The 14,554-nt window shown below is 55.0% G+C and carries 9 protein-coding genes and 3 pseudogenes; 3 read left to right on the top strand and 9 right to left on the bottom strand.

The features are described from left to right. Positions 1-495: 495 nt before the first annotated feature. From PGX04_RS08710 to PGX04_RS08700, 4 genes and pseudogenes are all read right to left on the bottom strand, one after another. Positions 496-2,199, bottom strand: coding sequence for a flavin-containing monooxygenase (locus PGX04_RS08710; RefSeq protein ID WP_273738142.1), 1,704 nt, complete (start codon positions 2,197-2,199; stop codon positions 496-498). A 97-nt stretch (positions 2,200-2,296) separates the two neighbouring features. Next, positions 2,297-2,845, bottom strand: coding sequence for an IclR family transcriptional regulator domain-containing protein (locus PGX04_RS08705; RefSeq protein WP_273738141.1), 549 nt, complete (start codon positions 2,843-2,845; stop codon positions 2,297-2,299). Between the two features lie 39 nt (positions 2,846-2,884). Next, positions 2,885-3,067: pseudogene (locus tag PGX04_RS34555) on the bottom strand (helix-turn-helix domain-containing protein); the annotation flags it as partial. Positions 3,068-4,064: 997 nt separating this feature from the next. Then, entirely contained in the window at positions 4,065-4,973 is a 909-nt protein-coding gene (locus PGX04_RS08700; protein ID WP_273738140.1) for a VOC family protein, read from the bottom strand. Positions 4,974-5,461: 488 nt separating this feature from the next. Between PGX04_RS08700 and PGX04_RS08695 the strand changes: the two are divergent. Then, positions 5,462-6,071 (top strand): annotated as a pseudogene (locus PGX04_RS08695) (hypothetical protein). Here PGX04_RS08695 and PGX04_RS08690 read toward each other — a convergent pair. The 5 genes and pseudogenes from PGX04_RS08690 to PGX04_RS08670 all read right to left on the bottom strand — a co-directional run. Continuing rightward, positions 6,043-6,328, bottom strand: a pseudogene (locus PGX04_RS08690) (transposase); the annotation flags it as partial. The pseudogenes PGX04_RS08695 and PGX04_RS08690 sit on opposite strands and share 29 nt — an antisense overlap. Positions 6,329-6,522: 194 nt before the next feature. Continuing rightward, entirely contained in the window at positions 6,523-7,983 is a 1,461-nt protein-coding gene (locus PGX04_RS08685) for a YjiH family protein (RefSeq protein WP_273738139.1), read from the bottom strand. Between the two features lie 144 nt (positions 7,984-8,127). After that, entirely contained in the window at positions 8,128-8,502 is a 375-nt protein-coding gene (locus tag PGX04_RS08680) for a Rieske (2Fe-2S) protein (protein WP_273738138.1), read from the bottom strand. Continuing rightward, positions 8,499-9,602 carry an amidohydrolase family protein gene (locus tag PGX04_RS08675; RefSeq protein ID WP_273738137.1) on the bottom strand — a complete coding sequence of 368 codons (1,104 nt, stop codon included), beginning with the start codon at positions 9,600-9,602 and terminating at the stop codon, positions 8,499-8,501. The genes PGX04_RS08680 and PGX04_RS08675 overlap by 4 nt, the downstream gene beginning before the upstream one ends. Before the next feature lie 270 nt (positions 9,603-9,872). After that, positions 9,873-10,673: an IclR family transcriptional regulator gene (locus tag PGX04_RS08670; RefSeq protein WP_273738136.1), complete on the bottom strand. Its 801-nt coding sequence runs from the start codon at positions 10,671-10,673 to the stop codon at positions 9,873-9,875. Positions 10,674-10,898: 225 nt separating this feature from the next. Here PGX04_RS08670 and PGX04_RS08665 point away from each other — a divergent pair, with 225 nt between their 5' ends. Together PGX04_RS08665 and PGX04_RS08660 are read left to right on the top strand one after the other, a co-directional pair. After that, positions 10,899-12,401: an aldehyde dehydrogenase family protein gene (locus tag PGX04_RS08665; RefSeq protein ID WP_273738135.1), complete on the top strand. Its 1,503-nt coding sequence runs from the start codon at positions 10,899-10,901 to the stop codon at positions 12,399-12,401. A 1,132-nt stretch (positions 12,402-13,533) separates the two neighbouring features. Beyond that, entirely contained in the window at positions 13,534-14,388 is an 855-nt protein-coding gene (locus PGX04_RS08660; RefSeq protein ID WP_273738134.1) for an IclR family transcriptional regulator, read from the top strand. Positions 14,389-14,554 lie beyond the last annotated feature (166 nt).

Below are 14,554 nucleotides of genomic sequence, written 5' to 3'. Positions count from 1 at the left end.
CGGGGAAAGGTATATATGGATCTATGATGATGTCAATATATGGCGACAGTATGCCATATCTGTAGCAGTACCGTTCTCGAAAATGGCGCTCCGATTACGGAAACCACAAACGGCTTCGAATGTGCAGATTGCGGCGAAGTAACCTGTGCCGAGTGTAAATCGCTCGGTATCGCGATGAGATCCGATCACTGTCAACGCTGTCGCGGCTAGGTGTGCGTTGGTACACAGTAGTACGAACTGTTACACCAGTGCCAATCGGGGGCCGATACCAGCAGTCTGACCGGGAATGAACTGCTCAAGCCGGCTGCTATCTCGAACGAGAATCTCCCGATCTTCGATCCGACTCGGTATGGGTACTGCTGTAGTCGGTACGTTTCTCGAACCCCTGTGCTATGCGTCGGATCAGTGACCGTCCACTGTACACACTGACTCGAACCCAGTGGTACTGCCACTCGAAGTGAGACCAGAAAACGGGCAGTAGGGGGAGTTCGCCGATTAATCGCCTTCCATCACGCTCAACCGAGGTTGCTCTCCTTGTCGTCCGAGATCCTGGGTGGACTCGGTCAGTTCGAAACCTTCGTAGTCCTTTTCGGCGGCCTCGAGAATCGTATCGTGATAGACGTCGACACCACCGACGTACGGTGTGAAGACGCGGGGTTTTCCGGGAACGTTGTCGCCCATGTACCACGAGTCAGCTTCGGTGTACAACGTCGACTCGCCGACCTGTCGGTTGTGTTCAGTCCAAGCGTCTTCTGCGGTTTTCGTCGGTTCGATGAGAGGCACATCCCGGTCGACGAGCGACTTGATCGTCTCGGAGACCCACTCGACGTGATGTTCGATTGAGACCGGCATGTTGCTCAGCACCGACGGACTCTGCGGGCCGGTAATCGTGAACATGTTGGGGAAGCTGTGGACAGACAGGCCGAGGTAGGTCTTCGGTCCGTCGCTCCACTTCTCCTCCAACGTCAATCCGTCTCGGCCGCGGATATCCATTTGTAGCAGCGTTCCCGTCATCGCGTCGAACCCGGTCGCGTAGATGATCGTATCGAACTCGTAGTCGGCATCGGTCGTCCGAACCCCCTCCGGCGTGATCCGTTCTATCGGTGTTTCGCGGACGTCGACCAGGTCTACGTTGTCGCGGTTGAACGTCTCGTAGTAGTTCGTGTGAAGCGGCGGGCGTTTGGTCGCGTAGTAGTGATCCGTTGGCACGAGCTTCTCTCCGAGCTCCGGATCGTTGACCGTCTCGCGGATCCTGTCGCGAATGAAGTCGGAGACGTACTCGTTTGTCTCCGGATTAGTGATGAGATCGCCGAACGTGAGCATGTACCGGAAGCCGCCTTCCTCCCAGCGGGGTTGCAGTAGTTCTTCGACCTCCTCATTAGAGAGTCCTTCTGCAGTTTCGTGTGCGGCCTCAAAGGGGTGGCCGAAGCCGGAGTTGTGGGCTTTCTCGAGAATCTCGTCGTAGTTTCGTTTGATTTCCTCCCGATCCTTGTCATCGAGCGGCCGATTCCGTGCCGGAACGGCATAGTTTGGCGTCCGCTGGAAGACGGTTAGCTCGCCCGCTTCCGGTGCGACTTCCGGAATGACCTGGATGCCGGTTGCGCCCGTCCCAATTATTGCGACCCGCTTGCCACTGAAGCTGACTGGCTCGTGAGGCCATTTTCCGGTGTGGTACCAGTCGCCTTCGAAGGAATCGACGCCGCCGAAATCGGGGATGAACGGCTTGGAGAGACAGCCGACCGCCGACACGAAGTACCGGGCGGTCTCCTGTGAGCCGTCATCGGTCGTGATCTCCCATCGGCCGCCAGCTTCGTCGAAGACCGCCGACGTCACCTCTCGTTCGAAGTCGATGTCCCGTCGCAAGTCGAGGTGATCCGCGACGAATCTGAGGTACTCGAGGACCTCAGGTTGTTCGGGATATCGTTCGCTCCAGTCCCACTCCTCCAGGATCTCGTCGTTAAAGGAGTAACAGTAGACGTGACTCTCGCTGTCGCAACGAGCGCCGGGATACCGGTTCCAGTACCAGGTGCCGCCGACATCGTCCGCTTTCTCGATTACCTTAACCGAGAGACCGAACTCGTCTCGCAGGCGGTGGAGCAGGTAGAGGCCGGAGAAGCCGGCACCAACGACGATCGCATCGTAGTCCGTTTCTGCTGTCTCTGCCGTTACTGCCGATTCATGTGTGTTGTTCTCACTCATGGCATCGTCCACCAGTGTCTGTCGACGTACTTGGCAATAAAGTTACTGGTGAACTCGGACCCGAACGACACACGAAAAGCCACTTCGACTGACCCGACTACCACGTTGTATACAGATCATCGAAGTCGTACTTCGCCAGTCGGTGCTCGACTTCCTGTACGGTCCGATCAAGCAGGTCCGACAGTTCAGTCCGCGCCTGCTGGTCGACCAGCCGGTGGCGAATCGTACTGATCATCAGCGAGCCATAAATTTCGCTACCCGTCCTTACGGGAGCCGCTACCGCCCAGATATTTTCGTGTGTCTGCCCGTCGTCGACGAGGAGTCGCTGATTCGTGATCGCCTCGAGTTCTTGCTCGAGTTCGTCCCGACGTTGCGTATCGAGATCGTCCATCTCGAGGATGTTTCGTCTAAATTCGTCCGGCATATGGGCCAGGATGACCTTCCCTTGCGGGGATCTCGTTAGGTGAAACGGTTCGCCGAGAAATCGCGTTGGCGTCTCCACGGCGAAATAGCTATTCGCCTCGTGGATCATCACGGCGCTGTGTTTCTCTCTGACAAAGACGGAGAGGTACTCGTCAATCGCCTTCGCCAGCAGGTCTACCGGTTCGATCGCTGCGTGCATGACCGGGTACGAGTTTCGAACCATCCGACCGTACTTGAGGAACGTTAAACTGAGTCGATATCTACCATCGTTCTCAACGATGTAGCCCTCGTTTTCCAGCGTTTTGAGGTAGTTATAGATAGAGCTAACGGACAGATCAATGTCCTCGGAAAGTTCCGTACAGGTCGGCTGATTTCTCTCCGCTATCGATTCCAGAATAGCAAAAATATTTTGTGCCGTTTTAATACTCCTTGTCTGTGTTGACATGACATGCCATACAATATTCTCCCCTATATAATTTAGGGGGCTCATCCATCCGTTCCAGAGACACAGTATTTGTACAATACTGGAATCGACACTACTGACGCTTTGCTCGCATGAGAACGGAGGAATGGGGCGTGAAGCTGGTAAGTGAAACCCACCACGAAGCCGCTAGTATCGACTCCAGATAATCACAACCATATGATTGTAAATATGCCGTTGATGGCCCGTGCTGTGACTTTTGTCCGGCGGTCGAATCCGTTGGGGTGCCCGCTCGAGACCGCACCGGTGGGATCAGTTGGCGAACGCTACTCAAAGATGTACATTAGCATATATGAGAGTTATATTATATAGTGAAGGATATTACTGTTTTTAAAATGTATTTCTCAAGAATACCGGCTAGGAAATGACTTAAGATCCATATAAAGCTCTTTAAAAGATTATTGCTAGATAGAATAGCACTCAAAATTGGATTCGTTTTCTTCGTAGTACCCTCTCCAAATAGCACTCTCAAGCGCTAGTCTACAGATCTTTCGTAAACTACCTTCAATCCGAGGAATGATTCTAATCAGGTATAATTGAGAAACAGTCGATATTTATACATTCCGTAGATGGATATCCTGGTCAAATTAGTGATAGCTACAGCATGAGAGCACGATATTATTCCACTCGAAGCGAACTGAAACCTGCGTATCGCCCGAAGCAACTCGAATTGGTCGATGTGTGGGCCAGTAGCTATATGGAGACCGTATTAAAACTCAACGAGAGTGTCATATAATGACTGCCGAATTGAATTATTCCTTCCTTCCCTATTAATAAAATCCATAGCTGACGTGATTCTTCGGACTACACGGAAATGAAGGTTGTCTGTTCCACATCGGTCTTCACGAGGACGATTTTCGTGGAGACGATGAAATATGGCTCGTTGAAATTCTATTGGCTCGCTACCTTTCCCGCTGAAACAGTCGTTAGGTAGGTGTGCGTAAGTATCGATCAGTAGGAGTCACTTCTTGTGGAGCAATCCTGAACCCTTCGTAAATGATTCTGGTGCGTCAGGTCCCCATGCAACTGTGGCGCTTTCGTAGTCCTCAGAGATTTCTGGTTCCTCTCGGGTGAGTGTCGCCATCTGTGTGTTGAGTTCGAGACGATTTCCCCCAGGTGTCCAGATGTAGGCGTAGATGTTGTTCCCACCGTGATGCCGTCCGATTCCCCGCTCGAACTCGCAACCCGCATTCACTGCGCTATCGATGAAATTCACGAGATGGTCTGCCGAATCAAAGCCGAAGGCGAGATGGTGAAGGCTCGTATTGTCCGTCTCGCCCAAAGCCTGTGAGGACTTCAATGCCACGTCGTGATGAAAGGTCTTGCATCGTGCAAACGCGATTTCAGGATCATCGGGTGAGCCCGCGATCTCGGAGATTTTCAGCCCAACAGAGTCACGCAGGAACTCCATATCGGCGACGACATCGGGAGTCAAAAACTGGATGTGGTTCACATCTGCTGGAGCTTGGCCACCACGGGAAACTTTCGGTTCCTCGAAATGCTGGTACTTGTCGTCGGAGACTGCGACAACTTCCATCGCAACTCCGCTCGGAAGTGAAAAACGAACCCCAGCTTCCTGCCCAGGTTCGTTCCCATCTGTTCGTTCAGTAGAGACATCAGCACCTTCGAGTCGTTGTTCATATTCTTCAACCACGGAGGCATCCGTTGCACGAACAGCAAAGTGTTCGATCCCCGTCTCTCCTTCAATAAGTCCCACGTCGTAGTTGTCATCCCGCCCGCAACCGAGGTAGACAACTCCGTCTTTCTGTTCGAATTCTACTAAACCGAGTCCGTCCGTATAGAAAGAAACCGCAGCCTCTAAATCCTCAACACCGATTCGAGCATGTTCGATCCGATGGATGTCTGTCATACTTGCGTATCTTTGTCCCAACCCTTAGTCTTTCCTGCTTTGTTGAAGACAGGTGCAGCGGCGGGATAGACCGTCACATCGGTAAGGACAAAGCTGAGGAAGACAAATATGGTCGAAGTAGATCTCCTCGGCTTCATGAGGACGTGTAAGCGTCTGGTCAAACAAGCATTGGGAACGAACGCGAGCGAGTCCACCAACAGACTCGCCCGCTGGAAACACGTCGTCATCCACTGGTATCGCCTTGAAAACGACCACAGCTACCGTGAAACAGAAAATCGTCTCCAGTGTTTCAGTAAACTGCTCGACTCTGTACTTCCAATCTTTGCTATCGTCCCGCTTAAGAATATCCCTCAGCGAGGGACAGGACCATTTCTGTGAGGTACTGAACGGTCTCGGGGTGCTGCTTCGAACAAACCGGGACTGAGATCCCCATACAGCAAATCTCTCCACCACCAAGTACCTGAAAGCTTGTTTTTCGCGCCTGACGGGTGAGACGCGACGACAAGTGCCTCGAGAGTACCTATGAGACAGATCGACCGATCCATCACGAGCACAGAGAGACCAGTGACCGAGAGCAGAGGTATTCCGGTGACGTCGCTCGACTGAACGGACACGAACTGATCGTGATCGATGAGTGGTTACCAGGAACAGAACCGACACCATCCGAAATCGATCTTACCGACTGCTCCAAGTACCGGACACGATACTGGCGCTGTCAAAACTGTGGCCAAGAGCGAAATCGCCGTGATGCGTTCAACGATCAGTGCGAGACACCAGCACCACCGGCTCCACTCGAGGCCGGTGGCTTCTCGATCGACGAGCCGCGAACCCGCCGTGCACTGAGCGAGGAGATGGACATCCGCTTCGCCACGGTGGGTTCCCTCTACGAGGTTATCAGTGAGAGCAGAAACACCTACAACGTCGACGTCGAGGGAAAGACGTGTAGCTTGTCCGGATTTCGAGCAACGTCAGCCAGACGACGGCTGTAAGCATCTTCGGTGTGTCGACCTCGAGATCCGCACGGGGCTGGTTCTTACCCCAGACGGAACATTCGAAACTATAGTACGCATTAGAGATAATTGCTTGCTTCTGGTATAGAGAGCTGATCAAGAGCAGTATCAATCCGGTTGTGAGTTTGGAAAGTGAGCCAAAGAACCGATTCCGAAGTCTGATTGGAACTGTCTCCAGCATTCTTCGACCGGATTTAGTCCAAGAGAATATGCTGGTAATGTGACGAAGGTGAGGTCGTCACGGGCTGCCAGGTCCGTGACGGCCGACGCCTGAAAGTACGGCGCCCCGTTCAGAACCACGATCAAGTTATCTTCGAACTCTTTCCATAATGCAAGAATGAGATGACCTACTGCGTTTAGGAACAGCCCATGAGTAGAATATTCTAACATCTAATATAGCAAGTCCACCCATCCCTACTAACCCGAATTCAGAAGTTGGGTTGACGATCGCACTGCTCTCCTGCTCTTCCCTCGTGGCTCTGACCGCGCTGATGGACTGTATCCTGAATATCGATTGAGAGAGATACCGTTCTCGAGGACTAGATCGCTCCGATAAGTACGGCGACATGAGTGAGAACTGCGGCGATAGGGATGAGAAGAGCAGTGCGGAGGACTAACAGGACGAACAGGTCACGGAACCGCATGGGAATGTCGTCGAACATATCGACCATCATCGGGGCCGTAGCAGCGAAGAATATCGCCTGCCCGCTCGTAACAATCACAACGAACACCTGCGTAACGGTGTCGGCTTCAACGACCATTGTCGCGCCGATGAAGTACTCCGCACCGCCGACGATGATCCCTGTTGCGGCCAGCTGTGGGTCCGGGATCCCCAGAATATTCATGAGTGGTACGAATGGAGCCGAAATATACACGAAGAACTCGGTGTTCTGCTCGAGGTGAAGCACGACCATCGCAACCGTTACGATCGTCCCAATGATCATTCCAGCCAGTTTCGTACCGTCAACGAACCCTACAATCGAGGTTCGGATGATCGAATCGCCCTTCTCGGCGGTTTTGACCCCCTCGTTGAATGCGAATCGGAAATATTCGCCGACGCTCCCGGTAAACTGCGGTTCGGGATCAGGTTCCGCGATGTACTCCTCGGGCACCGTCGAGAGTGGCGGGAGCCGGACGAGGATCACAGCGACGATGAGGGTCGCGACGAGGTACAGGAAGACGACAATCGGAAAGAGATGCAGAATTCCGAGCACAGCTGAAACCGCTCCGACCGTTCCCAGGTTCGCCGTTGCGAAGCAGGTACAGATCACAAACACCTCGCGTTTGTTGTAGCCGCCGCGATCGAACACGTTACGCGTGAGGTAGTAGCCAACGCTGAACGAGCCGAGCCACGATGCCGCGCTGTCCAGCGCTGATCGGCCGGGAAGGTTGAAGAGCGGCCGCATGACTGGCTGGGCCAGCGTCCCGATGAACTGGAGCCCACCGAGCTCGGCGAGCAGGTTGACGAAGATTGCGCCCAGCGAAATCACGAGCGCGACCGTAATCGCGAGCGCACCCCACGCGGTTTCCACGATTGGATCGGCGAATATCCACTCGGGACCGATGCCAAAGAAGATCGCCACGCCAAGCGCGGACCCGACGAGGCGAAGCGCCCAGAACAGGATAGAGGTTCGCCAGTAGTCGAGCTCGAGCAACGTTTCGGTTCGTTCGCTTACAGTCTGTATCCCGCGGTAGTGTAGTTCAGAGAGCGTCGTTAGGACCCCGCCCAGTAATAACAACAGTAGCGTGTACGCCTCGACGAGCGGCATTGAGAACTCCTGCAAAAGCGTCATCATGACGTCGAGTGGAATCGTCGTCTGTCCCTCCCACTGAATCGGGAATAGGAAGACGAACGCACCGGTTACGAACGCGATGAGAAACTTCAGTGTCGGTCCCACTCCCGTATCGACAAAAGTTATGTCTTCGATCGACTTCGTCTCCGGAGTAACCGATTCACCGGAAGCGTGCTCATCGTTCTCCCAGCTCTGACCTCCAAACATAGCTACATGGTAGCTTCTATCAAGTATAAAGATAACGGTTAATGGTGCTATTTTCCGTTATCAGGAAGCGCGGTCGGCGAGATCGGTACGGATGGTCAGCTACCACTTGCAGTATCTCCCGCAATTCAGCGGCGATAGCACTCTTTATACGTTGACGTAGACGATCCCCTCTTCGACGACGACGTCGTAGGTTGGGAGGACGATATTATCGTCGGCGAGCTGCTCACCCGTCTCGAGGTCGTAGGACCACCCATGCCATGGACAGGAGATAATGAGCTCGTCCTCGTCGAAGCTCTTGTCGACGCGTTTTCCGGGTTCGACGAACTCGCCGACCAATTTCTCCCCGACGTTCCCCTCGGCAACCGGCCCGCAGTCGTGGAGACACCGGTTCTGGACTGCGTAGTACTCCCCGTCGGCTCGGATAACGCCTACCTCGATGCCGTTTGCCTCAACGAGTTCGCGATCGCCGTCGTCGAACTCGGCGTCGGCCCCTACTTCGATTAGTTCCGTGCCGCTCATAGGTCAAATACCTCCTTGGCGTTCTCCGAAAGGATCTGCGTCTTTTCGTCCTCCGAGAGGAAGGGCAGGTCGATGACCGTTGTCGGTCGATCGTAGTCCCAGTGAGGGTAATCGGAGGCATACATCAGACTGTCCGTCCCGATCATGTCGAAACAGTCCTCGAGGTAGCTCGGTTCGGCCGACACCTCGAGGGGCTGAGTACCGTAGTAGAAATCGGAAATGTACTCACCGGGCTTCTTCTCGAGCAAGGGCGCCTCTTCGGGCCGCTTGAGGTACTCCTCGTCGAGACGTGTCATCAGGCCGGGGAGGTACGTGACGCCCGATTCCATGAACACGATGTCGAGGTCGGAAAATTTCTCTGGAACGCCCTGACAGACCAGGCTGACGATCTGGGACATGTTCGACTCGAGGAAGCCCAGCGTGTGGGTCTCGATCATCTCCTGGTAGCCGGCGCGGACGTACTCGTCGAGGCCGGCGCCGCCGGTGTGGAACACCGCGGGGAGGCCGAGTTCCTCACAGCGCTCGTAGAGCGGATCGTACTTTCGATTGCCGAGCGGCGGCGTCGCACCGGCGGTGACGAAGCACACGCCGGCGTACGCTTCCTCGTCTTCGATCCGGTCGAGGATCTCCATGGAGGCGTCTAGGTCACTATAGGGGACAGGTGCGAGCCCATGGATTCCCTCGTCGGGGTCGAGTACCTCCTCGAGCATGTACTCGACGTACGCCTTTGCGAAGGCGCTCTGACGGGTGTCATCGGCAGTCGTTGCGGCGCCGGAGAGGATCAGGTGAGAGATCAGCAGCGTTTCGTCGACGCCGATCGACTCCATTCCTTCCCGAATTCGTTCGGGCGTTTCGGGCGCATCGGGGTACGACGAGTGTTCGCGCTCGATCTTTCCGTACGCTTGCCGGTCGCCAGTTGAGAACGGGAAGAACGAACTGAGGTTCTGTTTCGCCCCCTTCTCGTCGAAGTTGCTCTTCTCGTACTTCGTCTTCCAAGGCTCCTCCATGTACTCCGCGACGTCCTCGAACGACTCCATGTAGTGGCAGTCACCGTCAATGACGTGATACTGTTCTAGATCCTCCTGTCTCGGCTGACTCATCTCTGATGCCATTTCGTCTCAAGAGAGCCCGGCAGAAGAATATATATCCATGTGTTAGAGAGAATATTTCCGGAAAAGGATACTAATATATCCGGGGCTGGCGCCCCTCTATTTGATATGGTCAAATACAGTAGCGTTGTCAACCATACCCGAGACGGCGAATGAATATTACATGTATACGTTTGTAATAGCTTCGCGCAGTCCTCCGCTCAAACTGCCGCGTCCCCGACGCTGCCCGCGAACGGCGAGCAGTCTTTTGAAAGGGTCAAATCATCCTCGGGCCGCGGAATGCCCTGCAGAGTGGAGATTTACTTCGATCGCGTTGGCGACTCGCATCACTTCCTCAGGGAGGTCTCGACGGAACCGGTCGCCGCTCCAGTTGCTCGCGGAACCGGAGAGGCTGATTGCACCGATGATCCTCTCGTCATCGTACTGGATGGGGGCGCCGACGGCGCGGATGCCCTGCATGTGTTCCTGATCATTGAGTGCGAACCCCCGTTCCTCGATCGTCTCGAGTTCCTCGATGAGCACAGGTTCGTCGGTGATCGTTGTGGAGGAGAACTCTTTGAGTCCGTGCTCCTGGACGACCTCCTGACGGCGGTCGTCCGGTAAGTGTGCGAGGATCGACTTCCCGGCCGCGGTACAGTGGAAGGATTTCTGCGGCTGTTCAAGCTTCTGTGAGTGGAACGTCGTGCCGATCGCCTTCTCACCGTAGACCTCCTGCAGGACCAGCAGTTGGTTTTGGTACTCCGTCATCAGGTGGGCGCAAGCGCCGCTGTCGTGAGCCAACCGGTGGATCTCCTCCGTCGCCGCCTTGTACAGGGCGTTCTGGTGCCGAACGTGCTCTCCGTACGGGAGCAGTTCGAGCCCGAGTCGATACTTACCCTCACGTTTTCGAATAAGCCCCCGTGACTCAAGGGTCGCCAGGTAGGTGTGGGTCGTCCCGGGACTGAGGTCGACAGACGACGCCAGTTCCGAAACCGTCGAATCGCCGTCTGATCGAAGTTGCTCGAATATGTCACACACCCGGTCGGCGGACTGAATCCGTCGCGAACCGTCATTTGAACTCATACCGTTCTCTTGTCCCTCGAGATCTAATATTCTTTTGATAAAATAAAATCCGTTTCAATGAACCATAGATGTACGCTATCGCGACGGTCGTTCTCGCATCGTTCCTCTCCGATCGGAGTCGGACCGATAGCGGCGTGTCGGCGACAGCTCCACTGACGGTTCGAACGGCACACGCTGCAGTTAACGTTTCCAAAGATTGATTATCGATACGCCGAATGCGCACATATGGCACAACAGCGTCAGTCATCGTACAGTATCGACGGAAACTGGGACCGACTATACGTGGGGGGCGAGTGGATCGACTCTGCTGGCGGGGAGACCATCGCCGTCGAAGATCCGTCGACACGCGAGACCGTCACGCGTGTTCCCGCGGGCGTCGAAGATGACGTCAATGCCGCCTACGAGGCCGCAGCCGACGCACAGGACGAGTGGGCGGCTACCCCGCTGGCCCGCCGCGAAGGGCTCGTTCAGGAACTCCTCGAGGTCCACGAGCGCCATAATGAGGAGATCATGGAGTTGTTGACGATTGAGGCCGGCGGTTCTGAAATCATGGCTGGAACCTCGGTCCACCTCTCGGAGGATCAGATCGCTGAAGCCACGACGCTCCCGCGGCGCATGAAAGGCGAACACAGCCACTCGAACATTCCCGGAAAAGAAAACATCGTCGAATGCGAGCCGAAAGGGGTCGTCACGGTCATCTCACCGTGGAACTTCCCGCTGAACCTTTCGATGCGCGCGGTCGCACCCGCGGTCGCCGCCGGTAATACCGTTGTGCTCAAACCGTCGACGAACACGCCGGTCGTCGGGGGACTCCTCCTCGCCCGGCTCTTCGAGGAGGCTGGCTTCCCCGACGGTGTCCTCAACGTCGTCACTGGTCGCGGCTCCGAAATCGGCGACGCTGTCGCCAGTCACCCCGAGAGCGACGTCGTTTCCTTTACCGGCTCGACGCCTATCGGCCGCCAGGTCGCTGCTGCAGCCGGCGAGAATCTCGCCGAGGCGGCGATGGAACTCGGCGGCAACAATGCCCACATCGTCACGGACGACGCAGACCTCAAGGCGGCCATCGACGCCGCCACCTTCGGCAGCTTCGTCCACCAAGGCCAGGTCTGTATCTCGATCAACCGTCATCTCGTCCACGAGGACGTCTACGATGAGTACGTCGAACGGCTCACTGAACGCGCCGAGTCCCTCCCTGTCGGCTCCGCTCACGACGCCGAGACTGTCGTCGGGCCTATCATCGACGACTCTCAGCTCAAGGAGATGCTCGAGTACGTCGAGGAGACGATCGATGCGGGTGCCATCCTCGAAACCGGCGGCGAGACCGTTCCGATCGACGGTGTCGAGGAGTCGCTGGTCGTTGCACCAACGGTACTGTCCGACGTTACTAACGACATGTCCGCGGCCTGCTTCGAACACTTTGGACCGATCGCGCCTGTCATCCCGTTCTCCGACATCGACGAGGCCGTCGAGTTGGCCAACGAGACCGAATACGGACTCTCGGGCTCGGTTCACGCCGGCGACGTCGGCACTGGGAAGACCATCGCGGAACGTCTGGACACCGGGATGGTCCACGTCAACGACCAGCCGATCAACGACGAGGCTCACGTGCCCTTCGGCGGCACTGGCGCGTCCGGCGTCGGCGGCTACAACAGCGAGGACTTTCTCGAGGCAGTCACCGAGAAGAAGTGGATCTCGCTCCAGCACGAGTCACGAGAGTACCCGTTCTAACGGGTTTGGTGGCCGATGAAGGCGACCTGGTTCCTTGACCCAACTGCCCGTTCTATTTCGTGCTCGAGATCCTGTTCGCCACGTGAACTCGCGAAGTACTCTACAAGCGCCTCTTGTCCGTCTATCCTCACCTGGTTCTGGTAACTCGGTGGGTGATTCATTTGAAGGGTTGTTCACGAGTTCTCTCACATCAATAGGGCCGCGATCATGGAACGACGTTGGACGAGACAGATAACAGTAACCGTCGACTCCGAGTATGACTCAGTCAAATATGTGCAGTTCGAGTACAGCTTACGTCGGTTCCAAGAGACCTACCAACAGGTCCAGAACGTGTCGAACCGAGCTGTCCGAAGGACCGCAATTCGGGCTGAACTCGGAAAAAGGACGGATTTGATGATCACCTATGCTTCAACCAGCCCAGTGTAAGCAACGGAAGTACAATACGACGATTACTATCTGACGAACTAACAGCAATCCACGCTGACGAGACTACTGGCGATATCGCACAGACCGATGGGGTACCCCGCGTAGCAGGCAGTGGTTCCGAAACAACCGGGTCAGACGAGAGCTGGCTGGGACGAGTCACTGGCGAACCGGGAGAGAACTCCGAACCCCATCACCACGTAAAACGGTGACCGCTGACTACATCTTGAGCGGAGAGACTCGAATTTGCTACGGTGATCGATACGAGAAGACTGTCGATTTGGGCCTCGGTGACCTCGTGTCTGTCCCACCATTCGTCGCACGCGTCGAACGGAACGTAAGCGACGATCTACCCGTCAAATTCGTCGCTGCACGAATTCCAACCAATATCACAGTAAACCTCTCGGACCACCCCGACATCCCACTTCGGTATACCGTTCCAGACGCGAGTCGTTCATCTGAGCAAATTCTTTCGCCGGTAATTGGGTTGTATAGCACATTGAGTTCCGTTCGATGATATGAAACACGGGCCGTCGCGATAATAGTTGTCACGCGAGTCTAGTATTTTTAACCCTTGAGTAGAATTTGAGCGATAATACGATATATTCGACATTATGTGGTAAGTATGTATGATACTGCGCATTTTCATCCCTACGGTTGTCTATCCCCAGTTCTATTGGCGAATCGAAATAGCCAGACTGCGTTTCATGTGAGGGAACGACAGCCAGTTTATTTCCATACGGTGCTTCGAGATAGCGTGGAAAGCACTTATAATGAACTCCACTGTAGAAATTGTATGAAAACTCCCCCCAATGATGGACGCTCTATCAAATCGGACGAAACGCTGTTCACTATCATCGAATCACTCAAACAGACCAACGGTGCAGGGGTAACGGAACTTGGAGACCGCCTCGATCTGGCAAAGAGTACGGTACATAAACATCTTGTAAGCCTCGAGCACAACGATTACGTCGTTAATGAAGGCGGGCAGTATCGTCTCGGACTCCAGTTTTTCAGTACGGGAATTCACGTTCGAAACCAGTATGACGTCTATCACGCTGCAAAGGAGCGAATCGACAAGTTAGCGTTTGATATCGACGAGGCTGTGTGGCTCATTGTTCACGAGAATGGAATGGGGGTGTTCGTGTACGGTGTCGCACACAACAACTCGTTCACGTTCGATTCAACGATCGGTACGCGCGTCAATCTTCACGCGAACTCCGCTGGGAAAGCGATCCTTGCACACCTTCCCGAAAACGAAGTCGTAGATATCATCGACCATCACGGGCTCCCAGCGCAAACAGAGAACTCGATTACCGACCGTGAAACGCTGTTCGACGAACTTGAGGTGATCAGGGACAGAGGATACGCGATGAATTTTCAGGAGGATCTGCAGGGACTTCACGCGATCTCGACACCGGTTATCAACGATGGACGACCAGTCGCCGGCGTGACGATAGCCGGTGCCGCAAACCGCCTTACGGAAGCTCGTATCGAGACGGATCTCACAGAACCGTTACTCGAGGCAGTCAACGATATCGAACTCCGTCTCGTGTATGGGTAGAAGACGGTTTCCGTCACTGGATTCAGGGATACGATCTGACTGCGAGCAGAACGAGATACTGGAACGTACTGACTAGAAACATAACGACCGGACGACAGGCGTTACTCGTTGAGTTGGCTTTTCTCGACGTCGACGTCCTCGAAGGCGACGTCGCGTTCGGTCACGT

Source organism: Natrinema soli, assembly GCF_028618695.1.
The sequence above is the reverse complement of the archived record's forward strand: the minus strand, read 5'-3'. Positions and strand labels throughout refer to the sequence as shown.

Coding starts and splice junctions, on each gene's coding strand:
- PGX04_RS08710 (WP_273738142.1), bottom strand. CDS start 2,199: ATGAGTGAGAACAACACACATGAATCGGCAGTAACGGCAGAGACAGCA.
- PGX04_RS08705 (WP_273738141.1), bottom strand. CDS start 2,845: ATGGTTCGAAACTCGTACCCGGTCATGCACGCAGCGATCGAACCGGTA.
- PGX04_RS08685 (WP_273738139.1), bottom strand. CDS start 7,983: ATGTTTGGAGGTCAGAGCTGGGAGAACGATGAGCACGCTTCCGGTGAA.
- PGX04_RS08675 (WP_273738137.1), bottom strand. CDS start 9,602: ATGAGTCAGCCGAGACAGGAGGATCTAGAACAGTATCACGTCATTGAC.
- PGX04_RS08665 (WP_273738135.1), top strand. CDS start 10,899: ATGGCACAACAGCGTCAGTCATCGTACAGTATCGACGGAAACTGGGAC.
- PGX04_RS08700 (WP_273738140.1), bottom strand. CDS start 4,973: ATGACAGACATCCATCGGATCGAACATGCTCGAATCGGTGTTGAGGAT.
- PGX04_RS08680 (WP_273738138.1), bottom strand. CDS start 8,502: ATGAGCGGCACGGAACTAATCGAAGTAGGGGCCGACGCCGAGTTCGAC.
- PGX04_RS08670 (WP_273738136.1), bottom strand. CDS start 10,673: ATGAGTTCAAATGACGGTTCGCGACGGATTCAGTCCGCCGACCGGGTG.